The 19531-nt window shown below is 65.9% G+C and carries 18 protein-coding genes; 9 read left to right on the top strand and 9 right to left on the bottom strand.

All coding sequences use genetic code 11. From position 1 onward, the window contains the following. Positions 1–5: 5 nt before the first annotated feature. The 4 genes from LOY33_RS24350 to LOY33_RS24335 all read right to left on the bottom strand — a co-directional run bounded on the left by LOY33_RS24350 (position 6) and on the right by LOY33_RS24335 (position 3385). Positions 6–1145: a homoserine O-acetyltransferase gene (locus tag LOY33_RS24350; RefSeq protein WP_043860134.1), complete on the bottom strand. Its 1140-nt coding sequence runs from the start codon at positions 1143–1145 to the stop codon at positions 6–8. Positions 1146–1240: 95 nt separating this feature from the next. Next, positions 1241–1831 (bottom strand): YggT family protein, encoded by a 591-nt coding sequence (locus LOY33_RS24345; RefSeq protein ID WP_054915542.1) that lies wholly within the window; start codon positions 1829–1831, stop codon positions 1241–1243. Positions 1832–1841: 10 nt separating this feature from the next. Beyond that, positions 1842–2660: a pyrroline-5-carboxylate reductase gene (gene proC / locus LOY33_RS24340; protein ID WP_043860136.1), complete on the bottom strand. Its 819-nt coding sequence runs from the start codon at positions 2658–2660 to the stop codon at positions 1842–1844. Between the two features lie 38 nt (positions 2661–2698). Further along, the gene (locus LOY33_RS24335; protein WP_054915543.1) at positions 2699–3385 is read right to left on the bottom strand and encodes a YggS family pyridoxal phosphate-dependent enzyme; all 687 of its coding nucleotides are present in this window, start codon (positions 3383–3385) and stop codon (positions 2699–2701) included. A 66-nt stretch (positions 3386–3451) separates the two neighbouring features. Here LOY33_RS24335 and LOY33_RS24330 point away from each other — a divergent pair, with 66 nt between their 5' ends. Continuing rightward, on the top strand, positions 3452–4486 hold the full coding sequence (locus tag LOY33_RS24330) for a type IV pilus twitching motility protein PilT (RefSeq protein WP_258660335.1): 1035 nt from the start codon (positions 3452–3454) through the stop codon (positions 4484–4486). On the opposite strand, the gene LOY33_RS24325 is transcribed toward LOY33_RS24330, so the two are convergent. Beyond that, positions 4483–5121, bottom strand: coding sequence for a C40 family peptidase (locus LOY33_RS24325; protein WP_043860139.1), 639 nt, complete (start codon positions 5119–5121; stop codon positions 4483–4485). The genes LOY33_RS24330 and LOY33_RS24325 overlap by 4 nt on opposite strands. Positions 5122–5277: 156 nt before the next feature. Between LOY33_RS24325 and LOY33_RS24320 the strand changes: the two genes are divergently transcribed. Beyond that, positions 5278–5700, top strand: a complete 423-nt coding sequence (locus LOY33_RS24320) for a TM2 domain-containing protein (RefSeq protein ID WP_043860140.1) — start codon at positions 5278–5280, stop codon at positions 5698–5700. Positions 5701–5740: 40 nt separating this feature from the next. On the opposite strand, the gene LOY33_RS24315 is transcribed toward LOY33_RS24320, so the two are convergent. The 3 genes from LOY33_RS24315 to LOY33_RS24305 form a co-directional block, all read right to left on the bottom strand. After that, positions 5741–6433: an SPOR domain-containing protein gene (locus LOY33_RS24315; RefSeq protein WP_043860141.1), complete on the bottom strand. Its 693-nt coding sequence runs from the start codon at positions 6431–6433 to the stop codon at positions 5741–5743. A 1-nt stretch (position 6434) separates the two neighbouring features. Continuing rightward, positions 6435–8171 carry an arginine--tRNA ligase gene (gene argS / locus LOY33_RS24310; protein ID WP_043860142.1) on the bottom strand — a complete coding sequence of 579 codons (1737 nt, stop codon included), beginning with the start codon at positions 8169–8171 and terminating at the stop codon, positions 6435–6437. A gap of 177 nt (positions 8172–8348) precedes the next feature. Further along, on the bottom strand, positions 8349–10568 hold the full coding sequence (locus LOY33_RS24305) for a primosomal protein N' (protein ID WP_078481693.1): 2220 nt from the start codon (positions 10566–10568) through the stop codon (positions 8349–8351). Positions 10569–10734: 166 nt separating this feature from the next. Here LOY33_RS24305 and rpmE point away from each other — a divergent pair, with 166 nt between their 5' ends. The 3 genes from rpmE to LOY33_RS24290 all read left to right on the top strand — a co-directional run bounded on the left by rpmE (position 10735) and on the right by LOY33_RS24290 (position 13232). Continuing rightward, complete coding sequence (rpmE, locus tag LOY33_RS24300; protein WP_043860144.1) at positions 10735–10950, top strand: 50S ribosomal protein L31; 216 nt, start codon at positions 10735–10737, stop codon at positions 10948–10950. 32 nt (positions 10951–10982) lie between these two features. Continuing rightward, on the top strand, positions 10983–11780 hold the full coding sequence (locus tag LOY33_RS24295) for a thermonuclease family protein (protein WP_253086236.1): 798 nt from the start codon (positions 10983–10985) through the stop codon (positions 11778–11780). 183 nt (positions 11781–11963) lie between these two features. Further along, positions 11964–13232: a malic enzyme-like NAD(P)-binding protein gene (locus tag LOY33_RS24290; RefSeq protein WP_043860148.1), complete on the top strand. Its 1269-nt coding sequence runs from the start codon at positions 11964–11966 to the stop codon at positions 13230–13232. A gap of 112 nt (positions 13233–13344) precedes the next feature. Here LOY33_RS24290 and LOY33_RS24285 read toward each other — a convergent pair whose 3' ends face one another. After that, positions 13345–15777, bottom strand: a complete 2433-nt coding sequence (locus LOY33_RS24285; RefSeq protein ID WP_196932068.1) for a penicillin-binding protein 1A — start codon at positions 15775–15777, stop codon at positions 13345–13347. 174 nt (positions 15778–15951) lie between these two features. Here LOY33_RS24285 and pilM point away from each other — a divergent pair, with 174 nt between their 5' ends. From pilM to LOY33_RS24265, 4 genes are read left to right on the top strand one after another with little or no spacing between them, the layout of a single operon-like run. After that, the gene (gene pilM / locus LOY33_RS24280) at positions 15952–16803 is read left to right on the top strand and encodes a type IV pilus biogenesis protein PilM (protein WP_258660333.1); all 852 of its coding nucleotides are present in this window, start codon (positions 15952–15954) and stop codon (positions 16801–16803) included. Further along, positions 16800–17330, top strand: a complete 531-nt coding sequence (locus tag LOY33_RS24275) for a PilN domain-containing protein (protein ID WP_168186835.1) — start codon at positions 16800–16802, stop codon at positions 17328–17330. Before pilM ends, LOY33_RS24275 begins: the two co-directional genes overlap by 4 nt. Next, on the top strand, positions 17327–18232 hold the full coding sequence (locus tag LOY33_RS24270) for a pilus assembly protein PilP (protein ID WP_258660331.1): 906 nt from the start codon (positions 17327–17329) through the stop codon (positions 18230–18232). The genes LOY33_RS24275 and LOY33_RS24270 overlap by 4 nt, the downstream gene beginning before the upstream one ends. A 24-nt stretch (positions 18233–18256) precedes the next feature. Continuing rightward, on the top strand, positions 18257–19528 hold the full coding sequence (locus LOY33_RS24265; RefSeq protein ID WP_408980710.1) for a type IV pilus secretin PilQ: 1272 nt from the start codon (positions 18257–18259) through the stop codon (positions 19526–19528). The last annotated feature ends 3 nt before the right edge of the window (positions 19529–19531 follow it).

Below are 19531 nucleotides of genomic sequence, written 5' to 3'. Positions count from 1 at the left end.
GGTCCTCAGCAGACGATGCGGTTCATGTAGTTCGTGAATCCCGTGATGTAGCGCGGGGTCGGGATCAGGAAGGCATCGTGGCCATACGGCGAGTCGATATCCAGGTAGCACACGTTCTTGCGCGCGGCGATCAGCGCATCGACGATCTCCCGCGAGCGCGCCGGCGAGAAACGCCAGTCGGTGGTGAACGACATCACGCAGTAGTCGGCGGTGACGTGGGCCAGGGTCGCGGCCAGGTCGCCGCCGTGGCTGGCGGCGGGGTCGAAGTAGTCCAGCGCCTTGGTCATCAGCAGGTAGGTGTTGGCATCGAAACGCCCGGAGAACTCCTCACCCTGGTAGCGCAGGTAGCTCTCGACCTGGAACTCGACGCTGTGAAAGTCGTAGTTGAGCTTGTCGCTCTTGAGCTCGCGGCCGAATTTCTCGCCCATCGAGTCATCCGACAGGTAGGTGATGTGCCCGACCATGCGCGCCAGCATCAGCCCGCGCTTGGGGATCACGCCTTCGGCCTGGAACGAGCCGCCGTGGAACTCGGGGTCGGTGAGGATGGCCTGGCGCGCCACTTCGTTGAAGGCGATGTTCTGCGCCGACAGCTTGGGTGCCGAGGCGATGTCCAGGCAGTGGCGCACGCGGTCGGGGTAGGTGATGGTCCATTGCAGCGCCTGCATGCCGCCCAGGCTGCCGCCCACCACGGCGGCCCACTGCCCGATGCCCAGGCGATCGGCCAGGCGCGCCTGGCTGTGCACCCAGTCTTCCACGGTGAGTACCGGGAAGTCGGCGCCGTAGGGCTGGCCGGTGGCCGGGTTGACGCTGCTGGGGCCGGTGCTGCCGTTGCAGCCGCCGAGATTGTTCAGGCTGACCACGAAGAAGCGGTTGGTATCGATCGGCTTGCCCGGCCCGATGCAGCTGTCCCACCAGCCCGGCTTGCGGTCGTCGGGGCTGTGGTAGCCGGCGGCATGGTGATGCCCGGACAGGGCATGGCAGATCAGCACGGCATTGCTGGCCGCGCTGTTGAGGGTACCGTAGGTTTCAAAGACCAGCTCGTAGCTGGCCAGCGAGCGACCGCAGGCCAGGGCCAGGGGCTCATCGAATCGCGCCAGTTGCGGTACTACCAGACCGACCGAATCTTCGGGAAAGACAGTGGACATCGACCCTGCTCACGCTTGAATGAGGCGTAAGTCTAAAGACCGCCACCCCCAGCGGCAAGCAACATGGCGCGGCTTGCGGCCGGGGGTGGTGCGGGTCAGATCATGCGGAACAGTTCCTGCGGCATTCCGGCGTAGGCGGCCAGCGGCGGCATCACGAACGACTGGATCACCTGGATCGCCAGGAAGGCGAAGATCGGCGAAATATCCAGGCCTCCGAGGTTGGGCACCAGCTTGCGAAACGGTGCCAGCACCGGCTCGCTGATCTGGTAGGCCAGCTCGGCGGCGGGGTTGTGGCTGCCGGGGGCGATCCACGACACGATCACCATCACGATCATCGCGACCCAGAAGATCTTCAGGAACAGCGAGGTGACGCCGATGACGGCCCACATCAGCAGGTGCGGGATGTCGCCGAAGGTGCCGTAGGTGACCATCAGCACGAACGCCATCAACAGCGCCTGGATCACGATCGACAGGATCAGCGATGAGGTGTCCAGCCCGAACACGCTGGGGATGACGCGCCGGATCGGCTTGAGCAGCGGCTGGGTGGCGCGCACCGCGAACTGGCTGAGCGGGTTGTAGAAGTTGGCCTTGACCAGCTGCAGCACGAAGCGCAGCAGCACGATGACCAGGTACAGGCTGACCAGTGTTTGCACCACGAAGATCGCGGCGCCCGAAAGTGCATTCATGCAGAGCTCCTTAGTTGCCCAGTTGTTCGGCCATTTCGGCCGAGCGGTGCGCCGCGGCGCCCAGTGCTTTTTCTACCAGCGCCTCGAACCCGTTGGCCTGGAACGACTTGATCGCCGCCTCGGTGGTGCCATTGGGGGAGGTGACGCGCCGGCGCAGTTCGCTGGCCTCGACATCGCTGGCCACGGCCATGTGCGCCGCGCCCAGGGCGGTTTGCAGGGTCAGCCGGGAGGCGACGTCGCGGGGCAGGCCGAGTTTTTCGCCGGCTGCGGTCATCGCCTCGATCAGCAGGAAGAAATACGCCGGGCCGCTACCGGAGACCGCGGTCACTGCATCCAGTTGCTGTTCGCTGTCGACCCACAGGGCCACGCCCACTGCCGAGAGCAGTTGCTCGGCTTCGGCGCGTTGTTCGGCCGATACCTGCTCGGTGGCGTACAGACCGCTGACGCCCTGGCGCAGCAGCGCCGGGGTGTTGGGCATGCAGCGTACCAGCGGTTGCTCGCCCAGCCAGTTGCGCAGGCTGGCGCAGGTGATGCCGGCGGCAATCGACACCACCAGCTGGTTGGGCTTGAGGCTTGGCTTGAGCGCCTGGCACACCGCCTTCATGGCTTGCGGCTTGACCGCGATCAGCACCACGTCGGCGCCATCGACGGCCTGGGCGTTGTCTTCGAACAGCTGGATGCCGTGTTCGGCGTGCACCCTGGCGCGCGTCTCGGCACCCGGGTCGCTGGCGCGGATCTGCGCGGCGTCCACACCCTGGGCGCGCAAGCCGCCGATCAGGCTGGCGGCCATGTTGCCGGCGCCGATGAAGGCAATTCGAGTCTTGCTCATGTCAGGTCCTTGGTTGAAGAAGGTGAACGATGCATGGGTCAGGCCTGGCCGTAGTCGCGGGCACCGAACAGGGCGGTGCCGATGCGCACCCAGGTCGCGCCCTGGGCAATCGCTGCTTCCAGGTCGTGGCTCATGCCCATCGACAGGGTGTCCAGGCCCAGGTTCAGGCTGTCCTGCAATTGGCGTACACGGGCGAATGCCGCCGCCTGGGCGGCCGGGTCGTCGGTGGGTTCGGGAATCGCCATCAGGCCGCGCAGCTTCAGGTGCGGCAGCGCCGCGATGGCCTGGGCCAGCGCCGGCAGCTCGTCGGGGTTGCAGCCCGATTTGCTGGCCTCGCCGCTGACGTTGACCTGCACGCACACATTCAGTGCGGGCAGCCCGGCAGGGCGTTGTTCGCTGAGGCGTTGTGCGATTTTCAGTCGGTCCACCGAATGTACCCAGTCGAAGTGCTCGGCGATTGCTCGCGTCTTGTTCGATTGAATGGGGCCGATGAAGTGCCAGGTCAAGGGCAGGTCGGTCAATTCGAGCTGCTTGGCCAGGGCTTCCTGCAAGTAGTTTTCGCCCACGTCGCGCACACCGGCCGCATACACTTCGCGTATCGCGGCAGCCGGCTTGGTCTTGCTCACGGCCAGCAGGCGGACCTGCCCGGGGTCACGCCCGGCGGCCTGTGCAGCGCTGCGGATGCGGTCGGCAAGCGTGGAAAGGTTGTCTGCTATGGTGGACATGGATCAACGCCAGCGGCTGTTCGGGTCTGCGGCATTCTACCTGCTTGGCGATGTTTGGGGAGTGTTATGGACATGACCGGGCTGATGGCCCTGGCGCTCAGGGAAGGCGCCTCCGATCTGCACCTGGCGGCCGGCAGTGCGCCGATGATCCGCCGTGACGGGCAGATGCAGCCGCTGGGGCCGGCGGCGTTGAGCAGCGACAACCTGCATGCCCTGCTGGCGCAGCTCATGAGCCCACAGCAGCAGGAGGACTTCGCCAGGCTGCAGGACCTGGACTTTGCCGTGGCCGTGCCCGGGCTGGGGCGCTTTCGGGTCAACGCCTTCGTGCAGGTGCGCGGGCCGGCGGCGGTACTGCGCCTGATACCCGACCAGGTGCCGACGCTGGCGAGCCTGCAGCTGCCGGAGGTGTTTCGTCGCATTGCCGAGTCGCCGGCCGGGCTGGTGCTGGTGACCGGCCCCACCGGCTCAGGCAAGTCGTCCACCCTGGCGGCGCTGGTCGATCACCTCAACCGCGAGCGCGCCGTGCATATCCTGACCCTGGAAGACCCGCTCGAATTTATCCACAGCCCGCTGCGCAGCCAGCTCAGCCAGCGTGAGATGGGGCGTCACAGCCAGGGGTTCGCCCAGGCGCTGCGGGCTGCGCTGCGCCAGGACCCGGACGTGATCATGCTTGGCGAGCTGCGCGACCTGGAGACGATCCGCCTGGCCCTGACCGCCGCCGAAACCGGCCACCTGGTGCTGGCGACCCTGCACACCGCCTCGGCGGCCAAGGCTATCGACCGGCTGGTGGACGTGTTTGCCGCGCAGGAGAAGGCCCTGGTACGCACCATGCTCGCCGACGCCTTGCAGGCGGTGATGGCCCAGGTGCTGGTGCCCAGGGTGCAAGGCGGGCGAGTGGCCGCGCACGAGGTCCTGCTGGCCACGCCGGCGGTGCGCAACCTGATTCGCGAGGGGAAGGTGGCGCAGCTGTATTCGGCCATGCAGACCGGCGCGGCGTTAGGCATGCAGACCCTGGACAGCAGCCTGCAGGGCCTGGTGAGGCGGGGAGTCGTCAGCCTGGAAACGGCCAGGGCGAACGCGCGTTCGCCCGATCAGGTCTAGCGTTTGGCCAGGCGCAGCTGGGTTTGCGGCTGCTCCTTGGGCAGTACGCGCTTGGCGACCACGTAGTGGCTCTGCCAGTAGGGCTTGTTCAGGGTATCGATGCTGACCCGCTTGCCGCGCCGTGGCGCGTGGATGAAGCGGTCGTTGCCCAGGTAGATGGCCACGTGGTTGACGCGGCGACTCTTGATGTTGAAGAACAGCAGGTCGCCGGGCTTGAGATCCTTGCGGTCGACTTTCACGCCGTGGCCGCTGGCCATGGCGTTGGAGGTACGCGGCAGGTCGACCTCGTCGATGTCGTTGAAGGCGTACTTGACCAGCCCGCTGCAGTCGAAGCCCTTGCTCGGGCTGCTGCCGCCCCAGCGGTACGGAGTGCCCAGCACGTTCACCGCGCGGCTGAGCACATCGCTGCTCTGCTTGGCCGGCATCGAGGCGACCTGGCGGGTGGTCTTGGCGACCTTGGAGGAGGCGGCGGACGAGGTGACCTTGGCGTGGGCGCCCTTGGTCGAGCGTACGGCTGCGGTGCTGGTGGTGTGCACGTTGAAGCCGTTGGGAAGACGTTGCTCACGGTTGGTGGCGTGGGCGGCCAGTGGCAATAAAAGGCAAACAGTCAGCCATGTCTTGAAAAAAGGTCGCATGGGCAGGGCTCTTGTTGGTTAAGCGCGCAACTTTATAACAGCTTTTTGATCGAATTCTGGTCCGTTGGTCGATTGCAGAGGCGCCATACGTCGGCTGAGCACGTAAAAGTCACATTTTTTCTTAGAAAATTTCTCTCTAAACCGTGGAGGCTATGAATGAACAGTTATCAGCAACAGGCGCAGCCCCAGGACACCCACAGCAAGGTCCTCGGCTACCTGCTGTGGATCTTCGGTTTTACCGGGTCGCACCGTTTCTACTACGGCAGGCCGGTGACCGGCACCATCTGGTTCTGCACCCTGGGCCTGCTCGGTATCGGCTGGCTCATCGACCTGTTCCTGATCCCGAAGATGGACAGCGAGGCCGACCTGCGCTTTCACGCCGGCCCGCTGGACTACAGCCTGGCCTGGATCCTGCTGACCTTCCTGGGGATATTCGGCGTGCACCGCATGTACCAGGGCAAGTGGATCAGCGGCGTGATCTATGCCTTTACCGGCGGGCTGTTTCTGCTGGGGGTGCTGTACGACTTCTGGACGCTGAACACCCAGGTATCGCTCAAGAACGTGCAGGCGCGGGCCTGAAAGCAGGCGGCCCGCTGCTGCGGGCCGCCGAACATCGGGGTTACTGGCGTATCTGGCGCTGTTGCAGCAGCAGGTTGTTGAAGCCGCTGCCGGCCAGTTGCTTCTGCGCCACGGTCAGCTGTTCGCGATTGCTGAACGGGCCGACCAGCACGCGGTACCAGGTCTCTTCCTTCACCGTACCGGACTCCACCTTCACCGCCTGGCCGAGCAGGATGATCTGCGCACGCACCTTGTCGGCATCGGCCTCTTTGCGGAACGAGCCCGCCTGCAGGTAGAACTGCGTGGTGGCGGCCGGCTTGATCACCGGCGGTGCCGGTGGCGGGGTCTGCCCCAGCAGCGCGGCCTGGGCGCGGGCGGTGTCGATCTTGGCCGCCTCGGCCGGGGTCACCGGTGGCTGCGCCGGTACCGGCGGGGTTTTCTCCGGCACGGCTTCGGGCGGCACGATCACTTCCGACTCGGGCAGCAGTGTGTAGAAGTCGTACTTGGGCTTGACCGGCTGCTGCGGGCTCGGCGCGGTCTTGTTCGCCTCGGCGATCTTCTCGGCCTTCTGCTGGGCTTCAGGCTTGGTGCGCTTGACCTCGTCGCGGCTGGGCTCGAGTTTCATCAGGAACACGATGAACGCACCGACCGTGAGGCCGATGGCCAGCCACATCCAGCCCGGTATCGGTTGCTTGGCCGGGGCCTGGTAGCGGCTGGCGCCGCGCTTGGGAGCAGGTTTTTTCTTGGCAGCCAACTTACATGCGCTCCAGGGTTTCCAGGCCAAGCAGTTCCAGGCCCTGCTTGAGGGTGCGACCGGTCAGGGCGGCCAGGCGCAGGCGGCTCTGCTGCTGTTCGGGTGTTTCTGCGGCGAGGATCGGGCAGTTCTCGTAGAAGCTGGAGAACAGGCCGGCCACGTCGTAGAGGTAGCTGCACAGTACGTGCGGGGTACCTTTTTCGGCGACGTTGTTCAGGATTTCGCCGAACTGCGCCAGGCGCGCGGCCAGGTCCTGTTCCTGCGGTGCCTGCAAGCGGATCTCGCCTTCGACCTGGTCGAAGCCCTTGCCCAGCTTGCGGAACACGCCGGCCACGCGGGTGTAGGCGTACAGCAGGTACGGCGCGGTGTTGCCTTCGAAGTTGAGCATCAGCTCGAAGTTGAAGCTGTAGTCGCTGGTACGGTGCTTGGACAGGTCGGCGTACTTGACCGCGCCGATGCCCACCACCTTGGCGATGGCGCGCAGTTCTTCTTCAGGCAGCTGCGGGTTCTTCTCCTTGACCAGGGCGTAGGCACGCTCCTTGGCTTCGTTGAGCAGGTCGATCAGCTTCACGGTGCCGCCGTCGCGGGTCTTGAACGGGCGGCCGTCGGCGCCGTTCATGGTGCCGAAGCCCATGTGCTCCATGTCCATCGGGTGGGTCACGAAGCCGGCCTTGCGGGCCACCGCGAACACCTGCTGGAAGTGCAGGGCCTGGCGCTGGTCGACGAAGTACAGGGCGCGGTCGGCCTTGAGCACGCCGCTGCGGTAGCGCACGGCGGCCAGGTCGGTGGTGGCGTACAGGTAGCCGCCGTCGGCCTTGACGATGATCACCGGCAGCGGCTCGCCCTCGGCGTTCTTGAACTCGTCGAGGAACACGCACTGGGCGCCGTTGCTTTCCACCAGCATGCCCTTGGCCTTGAGGTCTTCGACCACATTGGCCAGGTCGTCGTTGTAGGCGCTTTCGCCCATCACGTCGGCCATGGTCAGCTTGACGTTGAGCAGCTCGTAGGTCTTCTGGCAGTGCGACAGCGAGATGTCCTTGAAGCGGGTCCACAGCTTCAGGCACTCGGGGTCGCCGGCCTGCAGCTTGACCACCAGGCCACGGGCGCGGTCGGCGAACTCGCTGGACTCGTCGAACCGCTTCTTGGCGGCGCGGTAGAAGTTCTCCAGGTCCGACAGCTCTTCGCTGGTGATCGGGTTCTCTTCCAGGTACGCCATCAGCATGCCGAACTGGGTGCCCCAGTCGCCCACGTGGTTCTGGCGTACCACATCGTCACCGAGAAACTCCAGCACACGGGCCACGGCGTCGCCGATGATGGTCGAGCGCAGGTGGCCGACGTGCATTTCCTTGGCCAGGTTGGGCGCCGACATGTCGATCACGACCTTCTGCGTGGCGCCGGCCTTGTGCACGCCGAGCCTGGCGTCGGCCAGTGCGGCATCCAGGCGCGAGGCCAGGGCCTGGGTGTTCTGGAAGAAGTTGAGGAAGCCCGGGCCTGCGATCTCCACCTTGCTGACCTGCGGGTCGGCGGGCAGGGCGGCGATGAGTTTCTCGGCCAGGTCGCGCGGCTTGAGGCCGGCGGGCTTGGCCAGCATCATCGCGATGTTGCTGGCGAAATCGCCGTGGGTCTTGTCCCGGGCGTTTTCCACCTGGATCGCCGGCGTCAGCCCGTCAGGCAGCACACCGTCGTTGACGAGTTGGGTGAGGGCTTGCTGGATCAGCTGGCGAATGGTGTCTTTCATGGGCTTCTCTTTCGACCGCAAGCGCGGCGGCGCCTGGATGCGCAGGTGGAAAAACTGGGTATTATCCGTTGCCGGGGCGAGGTTGCCAACCTTTAGGGCCCTTTGGCCGACAATGCAGGCTCTGCAGAGGGCCAGGGCTCATCAAACCTGTAGGAGCCGGCGTTGCCGGCGAAGCGGTCAGTACAGGTCGACCGGGTCCACATCCAGCGACCAGCGCACCTGTCGCCCGCTCGGCATCTGCTCCAACACTAACAGCCAGGCGCTCATCAGACGATGCAAGGATGCCCTTGCATTGGCCTGCAACAACAATTGCGCACGAAAACGTCCCGCCCGTCGCTCCATCGGCGCCGGCACCGGGCCCAGCAGCTCGATGCCGTGCAGGTCGTGCTCTGCCAGCAACTGCTCGGCGGCGCTGCAGGCCTCATCGAGAAAGCTCTCGGCCTGCCCCGGCTTGTGCGCCTCGGCGCGCAGCAGCGCCAGGTGCGCGAAGGGCGGCAGGCCGGCGGCGCGGCGCTCGCTCAGGGCCTGTTCGGCAAACGCGAAATAGCCCTGCTCGGTAAGCTGTACCAATAGAGGATGGTCGGCCAGGTGCGTCTGGATGATCACCTTGCCTGGCTCCTCTGCACGCCCGGCACGCCCTGCCACCTGCACGATCAGTTGGGCCATGCGCTCGCTGGCGCGAAAATCCCCGGAGAACAGCCCGCCATCGGCATCCAGGATCGCCACCAGGGTGACCCGCGGAAAGTGGTGCCCCTTGGCCAGCATCTGGGTGCCGACCAGGATGCACGGCTCGCCGCGCTGCACTGTGGCGAACAGCTGGTTCATCGCGTCCTTGCGCGAGGTGCTGTCGCGGTCCACGCGCAGCACCGGGACATCCGGAAACAGAATGCTCAGGCGCTCTTCGGCGCGCTCGGTGCCTGCACCTACCGGGCGCAGGTCCACATGGTTGCACTGCGGGCACTGGCGCGGTACGCGCTCGTCATAGCCGCAGTGGTGGCAGCGCAGTTCGCCGGAGCGCTGATGCACGGTCATGCGCGCATCGCAGCGCGGGCATTCCGACAGCCAGCCGCAGTCGTGGCACAGCAGCGTGGGGGCAAAGCCGCGACGGTTGAGGAACACCAGCACCTGCTGACCGGCGGCCAGGGTCTGGCCGATGGCCTGTTGCATCGGCCCGCTGATGCCGCTGTCCAGGGGCCGGCTCTTGACGTCCAGGCGCAGGAAGCGCGGCGCCTTGGCGCCACCGGCGCGGTGGTTCATGCGCAGCAGGCCGTAACGACCGGAGTAGGCGTTGTGCAGGCTTTCCAGCGATGGCGTGGCCGAGCCCAGCAGGATCGGGATGTGCTCCTGGTGCGCGCGCACCAGGGCCAGGTCGCGGGCGTGATAGCGCAGGCCTTCCTGCTGCTTGTAGGAGCCGTCGTGCTCCTCGTCGATGATGATCAGGCCCGGGTTCTTCATGGGCGTGAACAGCGCCGAGCGGGTACCGATGATGATGTCGGCCTCGCCATCACGGGCTGCCAGCCAGGCTTTGAGGCGTTCGCGGTCGTTGACTGCCGAATGCAGCAGGGCAATGCGCGCATTGAAGCGCTGCTCGAAGCGCGCCAGGGTCTGCGGCCCGAGGTTGATCTCCGGAATCAGGATCAGCGCCTGCTTGCCGGCCTCCAGGGTCTCGCGGATCAGTTGCAGGTAGACCTCGGTCTTGCCGCTGCCGGTGACCCCGGCCAACAGAAAGGCATGGAAGCTGCCGAACCCTGCCTGCACCGCATGAAACGCCGCCTTCTGTTCATCGTTGAGCGGCAGTTCGGGCTGTGCCAGCCAGTGTTCGTGGCGCGCCGGCGGGGCATGCCGGCGTACCTCCACCTGCACCAGCTCCTTGGCCAGCAGCAGGTCGAGGCTGTCCTTGCTCAGTTTGAGCTTGCTCAGCAGGCCGTGGGCCACGCCGTGCGGATGCTGCGCCAGGGTGGCCAGGGCATCGCGCTGGCGCGGTGCGCGGGCGATGCGCGGGTCGTCGTGGCGCGCCCCCGGGGCCACCTGCCAGAAGCGTTCCTGGTGCGCTTCGGCCGGCTCGCCCTGGCGCAGCAGCACCGGCAGCGCCCAGCTCAGGGTGTCGCCCAGGCTGTGCTGATAGTACTGCGCGGTCCACACGCACAGCTTGAACAGGGCTGGCGGTATCGGCGATACCGGGTCAAGCAGGGCGATGGCGGGCTTGAGTTTGTCGGCGGGCACCTCGCTGTGCTCGCACACCTCCACCAGGATGCCGATCATCTCGCGGCGCCCGAACGGCACGCGCAGGCGCATGCCGGGGGTGAATGCGGTGTGCGCCATGCTTGCCGGGGCCCTGTAGTCGAACAACCGCCGCAGGGGCGAGGGCAAGGCAAGGCGAAGGATGACGTCGGACACGCGCAGGGTCTCTGAAGGGCAATTCGGTAGCCGCCGAGCCTAGCAGACGACAGTCGGTACAAGCGACAACTTGCGCTGATGGCATGCTCTGGTATTATTCGCCGCCTAATTACGTGCGGTATTCAACAATGGTGTTGGGTGGCGGCACGCAGTCGAGGAAGTGACCATGAAACCAGAAATTCATCCGAATTATGAAGCAGTCGCAGTCACCTGCAGCTGCGGCAATGTGTTCCAGACCCGTTCGACCCTGTGCGCTCCACTGGCCACCGACGTCTGCAACGAGTGCCACCCGTTCTACACCGGTAAGCAGAAAGTGCTGGACACCGGCGGCCGCGTACAGAAGTTCGCCGACCGTTTCGGCATGTTCGGTGCCAAGAAGTAAGACGGCGCGAAGCTGGCCCCATGGGCTTGGCAATGCTGTTGAAGAAGGCGTCCCTGGTGGGCGCCTTTTTTGTGGCCGCGATCTGGCAGTTGCCGGCGCATGCGCTGTGTACGCTGCCGGCCGACGCGCAGCGCGAGGTGCAGAGCGTTGCGGTACGCCAGGTGATCGACGGCGATACCTTGCGTCTGAAGGATGGGCGCAATGTGCGCCTGATCGGCATCAATGCTCCCGAGATCGGGCGCAAGGGGCGGCCCAGCGAGCCCTATGCGGTGGCCGCGCGCCAGCGTTTGCAGGCCCTGGTCAAGGCCAGTGGCGGGCGGGTCGAGCTGCTGCCGGGTACAGAGCCGCGCGACAAATACAAGCGCACCCTGGCCCATGTGTTCGACCGCTCTGGTCACAATCTGGAAGAACAACTGCTGGGCGAGGGTCTGGGTTATCGCATCGCGGTAGCGCCCAACATCGCCCTGCGCGACTGCCATCAACAGGCTGAACAGGCCGCCCGCAGCGCCCGCGCGGGGCTGTGGGGCCAGCCGCCGGTGATCGCGCCGGGGCACCTGCGCCAGGCCGGTTTTGCGCTGGTCGCTGGCCAGGTTCAGTCGGTCGAGCACAGCGGTGGCGCCATCTGGATCGAGTTGGGCCATTCGCTGGTGCTTCAGGTGCCGGCCAGGTTGTCGCGCAACTTTGCGCCTGATTTCACCGACGGCCTCGAAGGCCGGCGCGTCGAAGCCCGCGGTTGGGTGCTGGATCGTTCCCGCAAGGGCGGGCTCAAGCCGGGTCAGGCGCGCTGGATGCTGCCACTCACCGACCCGACGATGCTGGAAAGACAATAAAGATAATAAATTGTGAACATTTTAAAAATGGATTGTACACACTGAAAGCCTTGCGGGCTGCGGCTCTTGGCTTAAAGTCGTAGGCTAAAGGCCTTGACACAAGTGACCGGGCAGTCTTGTCGGCCCATTGCTCTTTGCGTATCCTCGGCGGTCCGTCAGAACAGTAAAAGCGGAATGCCCATCATGTCAGATTTGAAAACTGCCGCTCTCGAATACCATGCTCAGCCTCGTCCGGGGAAACTGAGCGTAGAGCTCACCAAACCGACCGCGACTGCTCGCGACCTGGCGCTGGCCTACAGCCCGGGTGTTGCCGAGCCAGTACGTGAAATCGCCCGTGACCCGGAGCTGGCCTACCAGTACACCGGCAAGGGCAACCTGGTAGCAGTCATTTCCGACGGCACCGCCATCCTCGGCCTGGGCAACCTGGGCCCACTGGCGTCCAAGCCGGTGATGGAAGGCAAGGGTGTTCTGTTCAAGCGTTTCGCCGGTATCGACGTGTTCGACATCGAAGTCGATGCCGAAAGCCCGCAGGCCTTCATCGACACCGTCAAGCGCATCTCGATCACCTTCGGTGGCATCAACCTGGAAGACATCAAGGCACCCGAGTGCTTCGAGATCGAGCGCGCGCTGATCGAGCAGTGCGACATCCCGGTGTTCCACGATGACCAGCACGGCACCGCGATCGTGACCGCGGCCGGCATGATCAACGCCCTGGAAATCGCGGGCAAGACCCTCGCCGATGCCAAGATCGTCTGCCTGGGCGCCGGTGCTGCGGCCATCTCCTGCATGAAGCTGCTGGTGAGCATGGGCGCGAAGATCGAAAACATCTTCATGGTCGACCGTACCGGCGTGATCCACGCTGGCCGTGACGACCTGAACCAGTACAAGGCGGTGTTCGCCCACGCTACCGACAAGCGCAGCCTGGCCGATGCCCTGGAAGGCGCTGACGTGTTCGTCGGCCTGTCCGGTCCGAACCTGCTGAGCCCTGAAGGCCTCAAGTCGATGGCACCGAACCCGATCGTGTTCGCCTGCTCGAACCCGGACCCGGAAATCTCGCCGGAGCTGGCCCACGCCACCCGCAGCGACGTGATCATGGCCACCGGTCGTTCCGACTACCCGAACCAGGTCAACAACGTACTGGGCTTCCCGTTCATCTTCCGTGGTGCCCTGGACGTTCGCGCCAAGCGCATCAACGAAGAGATGAAGATCGCTGCCGCCAACGCCCTGAAAGACCTGGCCAAGCTGCCGGTGCCCAAGGAAGTCTGCGCTGCCTACGGCGTCGACGCGCTGGAATTCGGTCGTGAGTACATCATTCCGAAGCCGATGGACGCACGCCTGATCACCGTGGTTTCCGATGCCGTGGCCAAGGCTGCGATCGAAAGCGGTGTGGCGACCCTGCCGTATCCGAAGAACTACCCGCTCAAGAGCGTGGATGACGTGTTCAACGGCTGAGCCGTTGTAGCGTTGTAGCAAAAAGCCCCGGCTCGCGAGAGTCGGGGCTTTTTGTTTGGGGCTGGTAATTGTGCTGGCGAATGGGCTGCAGGGCAGCCCCCGGGTTACCCCATCAGAACAGATCGATCGGCGCCGACTCGTCCGCCGGCAGCGGGCTGCCTGGCGCACTGCCACCCAGCTCGTTGACCGACGGCGGGGTGTCTTCGGCCTTGAACAGCTCGAAGTACGCATCAGGCGTGCTCGGCGTGGCCGCACGGCCGCTCACCGGGTCCACCCGCAGGCTGAGGATGCCTTCAGGCTGCGGCAGCGTGTGCATCGGCTTGTCCTTGAGCGCGGCGCCCATGAAGCTCATCCAGATCGGCAGCGCCACGGTACCGCCATACTCGCGACGGCCCAGGGTCTCGGGCTGGTCGAAGCCGCTCCATACGGTGGTCACGTAGTCGGCGTTGTAGCCGGAGAACCACGCATCCTTGGACTCGTTGGTGGTACCGGTCTTGCCCGCCAGATCGGTGCGCCCCAGCGCCAGGGCGCGTCGCCCGGTGCCACGCTTGATCACGTCCTGCAGCATGCTGGTGAGGATGTAGCTGGTACGTCCGTCGATGATCTGCTCGGCCACCGCCGGCACCTGCGGCGCCACCGCACTCACGTCGGCGCCCAGTGCCGCATCGGTGACGATCGGCGTTTCGGCGGCGCCAATCCCGGCCTCGTCCTGATGCCCCCGGGGCACGCTGGGCGGGTTGGCGGTGAACAGCGTCTCGCCATTGCGGCTTTCGATGCGGTCGATCAGGTACGGGGTGATCTTGTAGCCGCCGTTGGCAAACGCGCTCCAGCCGGTGGCGATCTCCATCGGTGTGAGGGTCGCGGTGCCCAGCGCCAGCGACAGGTTGCGCGGCAGGTCCTGCTTGTTGAAGCCGAAACGGGCGATGTAGTCGATGGTCTTGTCCACGCCCATGGCCTGCAGCAGGCGGATCGATACCAGGTTGCGCGACTTGTACAGCGCCTCGCGCATGCGGATCGGGCCAAGGAAGGTGTTGGTGTCGTTCTTGGGTCGCCACACCTTGTCCAGGTACTCGTCGACGAACACGATGGGGGCGTCGTTGACCAGGCTGGCGGCGGTGTAGCCGTTGTCCAGCGCCGCGCTGTAGACGAACGGCTTGAAGCTCGAGCCCGGCTGGCGCTTGGCCTGCATGGCGCGGTTGTAGTTGCTCTGCTCGAACGAGAAGCCGCCCACCAGAGCGCGGATGGCGCCGTTGTTCGGGTCCAGGGTCACCAGTGCGCTCTGGGCGCCCGGCACCTGGCTGAACTTCAGTTCGCCTTCGCTGGTGCGTTGCACGCGGATCACGTCGCCGACCTGGGCCACATCGCCCGGCTGCTGCGGGGCGCGGCCCTGGCTATTGGTGTTGAGGAATGGGCGGGCCCATTTCATGGTGTCCCAGGCCACGGTCTCGGTCTGGCCCGACTTGGTCAGCACCTGCAGGCCGGTCTTGTCGACCTGGGTGACGATGGCCGGTTCCAGCCCGCCCAGTGGGCGCAGCTTGGTCAGTTCCTGCAGCCAGGCGGCCTGGGTCTTGCCCGGCAGGCGCGACTCGGGGCCGCGGTAGCCGTGGCGGTGGTCGTAGGCACTGAGGCCATCGAGCACGGCGCTGTTGGCCATTTCCTGCAGGTCGCTCGGCACCGTGGTGGTCACGCGGAAACCTTCGGTGTAGGCGTCGCTGCCGTAGCGGCCGACCATCTCGGCGCGGGCCATCTCGGCGATGTACGGGGCATTCACCTCGGGCGTCGGCACGTGGTAGCTGGCGTTGATCGGTTCGGCCAGGGCGGCCTGGTAGCTGGCTTCGTCGATCTTGCCCAGCTTGTACATGCGCCCCAGGATCCAGTCGCGGCGTTCCTTGGCGCGCGTCGGGTTGGCCAGTGGGTTGAAGCGCGACGGTGCCTTGGGCAGGCCGGCGATCATCGCCATCTGCGCCAGGCTCACGTCACGGATCGACTTGCCGTAGTACACCTGCGCTGCGGCTTCGATGCCGTAGGCACGGTTGCCCAGGTAGATCTTGTTCACGTACAGCTCGAGGATCTCGTCCTTGGTCAGCTCGCGCTCGATCTGCAGGGCCAGCAGGATCTCGTTGGTCTTGCGCGAGAAGCTGCGTTCGCTGCTGAGGAAGAAGTTCTTCGCCACCTGCATGGTGATGGTGCTGCCGCCGGTCTGGATGTGCCCGGACTTGAGCAATTGTGTTGCAGCGCGCATCAGGCTGCTGGGGTCGACCCCATAGTGATTGGCGAAGTTGTCGTCTTCGGCGGACAGCAAAGCCTGGATGAAATGCGGGGGAATGTCGGCGAAACGGATGGGAGAACGCCGCATCTCGCCGAACTCGGCAATCAGCTTTCCATCGCTGCTGTATACCCGCAAAGGGATCTGCAACTGGATGCTTCTCAGGGCCTCTACCGAGGGCAGGCTGGGGCTAAGATACAGAAACGCGCCGCTCAGACCGAGCACGACGGCACAGATGACTGCGACGAAAGACCACCAGAAGAACTTCAGCAGGCGTATCAAGGCTTTGGGGTGTCCAGTTTGAAATATGGATTGAGCGCAGGGCTGATCGACGAGAAAAAACGCTGGGCATTATAAGCAATTTTCACTGTGCCGCGTGGGTTGCGCGGTGCACGGGCTGACCGGTGCCCTGTCTGGGGGCCGGTCGAAGCAGGCGGATGCCAGGGAAAGCCAATGTTTGGACGTTTCGGCAAGGATGCCGGTTCACTGCTGGGTATCGATATTTCATGTTGCGCGGTGCGATTGCTGCAGCTGCGGCAGATGGCAGGGTCCTTCGAGGTGCGTGCGCAGGCCGTGCAGACGCTGGCGGCGGGCGTGCTGCAGGACGGCCGGGTGGCCGACCCGGCACAGCTGGCGCAGGTACTGGGCGATGCCCTGGCCCGCAGCGGTGCCACCTTGCGCGAGGCGGCGCTGGCGATTCCGGCCACGGCCGTGCTGAGCAAGACCGTGCAGGTGCCGGCGGGGCTGGCAGAGGATGCCCTGTTTGCCCGCCTGTGCCATGAGGCCGAACCTTTCATACCCTTTGCCCTGGACGAGGCGGCCTTCGATTTCGAGTGCCGCGGCTCGGTCGCGCACGACCCGTGCTACGAGGCGGTGGGGGTGTATGCCTGTCATCAGGGCTGGCTCGACGGGCTGGAGGCGGCACTGGAGCTGGCAGGCCTGCGTGCGCGGGTGGTCGAGACCGACAGCCTGGCGTTGTTGCGCGCGGTCGGGGCGGACGATGACGCGGTCGCCGTGGTGCGGGTCGAGCCAGGGCACTGGGCGCTGCATGCACAGCACCAGGCATGGCGTGCCGACGCGGGTGCAGCGGCCGATGTGCCGCAGGCGTTGGCTGCCTGCATCGAACGCTGGTTGCAGGCCCTGGAGGGCCCTGCACCGGCGCGGCTGGTGGTGACCGGGGCGGCTGCCGATTCGGCCCAGGCGCTGGAAGTGCAGCGTCGGCTGGGTATCGAAACCACGGTGTTCGATGCCGCCGAACCCGCGCTGGCGCTGGCCTATGGGCTGGCGTTGAGGCGTGCCCCGTGAGGCGCGATATCAACCTGCTGCCGTGGCGGGCCTGGCAACGCCAGCGCAGTGTGCGGCAGTTGCAGGGGTTGATGCTGGTGGCTCTGCTGCTGGGGGTCGCCATCGTGGTGCTGCTGGACCGGCATGGCGTCTATCGCCTGGCGCAGCAGGGGCAGGCCAATGCGGCCCTGCGCGATGCCATCGCCCGGCTTGAGGGCCCGCTGGCAGAACTGGCCGACCTGACCGCCCGGGGCGATGCGCTGCAGGAACGCATCCAGGGGCTGGATGCCGTGCTGCGCGCCGCGTCCCCAGGTGGTCAGGTGCTTGCACCGCTGGCCACGCGGGTGCCACAAGGGTTGCAACTGACTGCACTGGCGCTCGAGGGTAGCGCGCTGCGCCTGGAGGGGGTGGCACAGGGGCGGGCGTCGGTCACTCAACTGCTGCGCAATCTGGATCAGGCCCCTGGCCTGAGCGAGGTGCAGTTGCAGGAGATCAAGGCCACCGCCGCCGGCGAGGTGTTCCACCTCCGTGCGCAGGTGCAGCCATGAGCCCGGCTCTCGACTGGTACCTGATGGCAGCGTGGCCTCGGCGGTACAAGGCGCTGTTGCTGGCGGCTTGCCTGCTGCTGGCGCTCGGTAGCGGTTATGGGCTGCACCTGCGCGGGGCGAACGCTTCGCTTGAGCGGGCGCTGGCGCGTGGGGCCGAGTTGCAGCAGGCCTGGCAAGCGCAGGCAGACCAGGTCGCCCGGCTGGACGAGCAGCAGGCCCGCTTGCTCGGCCTGGAGCAACGCCTGCGGGAGGCCCAGGCCCGGCTGCTGCCAGCGGGCGGCATGCCCGGCCTGCTGCAGGCTGTCGCCCGGGCCGGGCGGGGCCTGGTGTTCGAGCAGGTGAAAGTGTTGCCGGCGCAGCCGCAGGCCCTGCATGCCGAAATGCCGGTGCACCTGCAGGTGGTGGGCGACTTCGCCGCGCTGGCCGGTTTTGTCGACGCCCTGGCCACACTGCCTGAGCGCGTGACCCTGCATGACCTTCACCTAGCGCCGCTGGCGGGGCGTGGGCAACTGCGTCTGCAGATGCACCTCAAGGCCTATGCGTCCGGCCTGCCGGTCGACCCCGTGGCGCAGCCGGCGCCGGTGCTGGCGGAGGCGCGCGATCCCTTTGCCGCGCCGGCGCGCGCAGCGCTCGAATTTGCGCTGGAACACGTGCCGCTGGAACAGATGGAACTGGTTGGGCACCTGGCCGACCGTCGCGGCGGGGTGGCGTTGATCCGTGTTGCGGGGGCGTTGTACCCGTTGCGCGAAGGTGACCGGCTGGGGCCGGACAAGGGGCGGGTGGTGCGCATCGATGCGCAGCAGGTCGAGCTCGAGGAGCAGGTATGGGTCGAGGGCGCCGGCTGGGTGGAGCGCTCGCAGGTGATCGAAGCCAATGGGGTGGCTCGACACGTCGTCAACTGACCAGGGAGGTCGTGGATGAACAGGATGTTCAGCCTGTGTGCGGTACTGATGGTGGCGCTGCCGGTAGCAGGTGCAGGCCTTGGGGCCGAGGGGGCAGGGTATGGCGGCGAGCCGCTGTCGTTGAGTTTCCAGGATGTCGAGGTGCGTTCGGTGCTCAAGGTGCTGGCCGACTTCACCGGGGTCAACCTGGTGGCCAGTGATGCAGTACAGGGCAAGGTGACCCTGCGCCTGCACGAGGTGCCCTGGGAACAGGCACTGGACCTGGTGCTGCGCAGCAAGGGCCTGGGTCGGCGTCAGGAGGGCAACGTGCTGCTGGTGGCGCCTTTGGCCGAACTGGCCGGGCACGATACCCAGGCCCGTGCGGCGCAGGCCCCGCCAACGCTGGTGCGCGAACTGCTCACGGTCAGCCATGCGCGGGCCGGGGACATCGTGCAGCTGTTCCAGGCCATGGTCGAGAACGACGACCCCGGCGCGATCACGGTCGACGAGCGCACCAACACCATCATTGCCAGCCAGCCGTCGGCACGCCTGGCCGACCTGCGGCGGCTGCTCGCGCAGCTCGATGTACCGGTTCGCCAGGTGATGATCGAGGCGCGCATCGTCGAGGCCAATGTCGATTACGAAAAAAGCCTGGGGGTGCGCTGGGGCGGGGCGGTGCAACTGGGCGGCGGCCTGCGCGCAGGCGGGTTGGCCGCCGACGGGCTGCCGTTCGTCGACCTGGGGGTGGAACGGGCCACCTCGGGTATCGGCCTGGGGTTGGTGCGCGACAGTGTGCTGCTCGACCTGGAGCTCAGCGCGATGGAAAAGACCGGCAATGGCGAAATCATCTCCCAGCCCAAGGTGGTCACCGCCGACAAGGAAACCGCGCGCATTCTCAAGGGTACCGAGGTGCCGTATCAGGAGTCGGGCGCCAACGGCACTACGTCCACCACCTTTCGCGAGGCCTCGCTGTCGCTGGAGGTGACCCCGCAGATCACGGCCGACAACCGGGTGATCATGACGGTCAAGGTCACCAAGGACGAGCCGGACTACCTCAATGCCCTCAACAGCGTGCCGCCGATCCGCAAGAACGAGGTGAATGCCAAGGTTCAGGTGGGGGATGGCGAGACCATCGTGATCGGCGGGGTGTATGCCACCGTGCAAAGTAATGTTGTCGACAAGGTGCCATTTTTCGGCGATGTGCCGTATGTTGGGCGGCTGTTTCGTCGCGCTGTCATCCAAGAGAAAAAATCCGAGCTGCTGGTCTTCCTGACTCCGCGTATCATGAGTGACCGGGCGATTGCTGTGAGTCGTTGATTC

The organism is Pseudomonas sp. B21-036 (assembly GCF_024748925.1).
Lineage (GTDB): Bacteria > Pseudomonadota > Gammaproteobacteria > Pseudomonadales > Pseudomonadaceae > Aquipseudomonas > Aquipseudomonas palmensis.
This window is presented reverse-complemented; position numbering and strand designations above follow the sequence as displayed.

Excerpts from the sequence above, each read along its gene's own strand:
- LOY33_RS24350 (WP_043860134.1), bottom strand. The coding sequence starts at position 1,145 with ATGTCCACTGTCTTTCCCGAAGATTCGGTCGGTCTGGTAGTACCGCAA.
- LOY33_RS24345 (WP_054915542.1), bottom strand. The coding sequence starts at position 1,831 with ATGAATGCACTTTCGGGCGCCGCGATCTTCGTGGTGCAAACACTGGTC.
- proC (WP_043860136.1), bottom strand. The coding sequence starts at position 2,660 with ATGAGCAAGACTCGAATTGCCTTCATCGGCGCCGGCAACATGGCCGCC.
- LOY33_RS24335 (WP_054915543.1), bottom strand. The coding sequence starts at position 3,385 with ATGTCCACCATAGCAGACAACCTTTCCACGCTTGCCGACCGCATCCGC.
- LOY33_RS24330 (WP_258660335.1), top strand. The coding sequence starts at position 3,452 with ATGGACATGACCGGGCTGATGGCCCTGGCGCTCAGGGAAGGCGCCTCC.
- LOY33_RS24325 (WP_043860139.1), bottom strand. The coding sequence starts at position 5,121 with ATGCGACCTTTTTTCAAGACATGGCTGACTGTTTGCCTTTTATTGCCA.
- LOY33_RS24320 (WP_043860140.1), top strand. The coding sequence starts at position 5,278 with ATGAACAGTTATCAGCAACAGGCGCAGCCCCAGGACACCCACAGCAAG.
- argS (WP_043860142.1), bottom strand. The coding sequence starts at position 8,171 with ATGAAAGACACCATTCGCCAGCTGATCCAGCAAGCCCTCACCCAACTC.
- rpmE (WP_043860144.1), top strand. The coding sequence starts at position 10,735 with ATGAAACCAGAAATTCATCCGAATTATGAAGCAGTCGCAGTCACCTGC.
- LOY33_RS24295 (WP_253086236.1), top strand. The coding sequence starts at position 10,983 with ATGCTGTTGAAGAAGGCGTCCCTGGTGGGCGCCTTTTTTGTGGCCGCG.
- LOY33_RS24290 (WP_043860148.1), top strand. The coding sequence starts at position 11,964 with ATGTCAGATTTGAAAACTGCCGCTCTCGAATACCATGCTCAGCCTCGT.
- pilM (WP_258660333.1), top strand. The coding sequence starts at position 15,952 with ATGTTTGGACGTTTCGGCAAGGATGCCGGTTCACTGCTGGGTATCGAT.
- LOY33_RS24270 (WP_258660331.1), top strand. The coding sequence starts at position 17,327 with ATGAGCCCGGCTCTCGACTGGTACCTGATGGCAGCGTGGCCTCGGCGG.
- LOY33_RS24265 (WP_408980710.1), top strand. The coding sequence starts at position 18,257 with ATGTTCAGCCTGTGTGCGGTACTGATGGTGGCGCTGCCGGTAGCAGGT.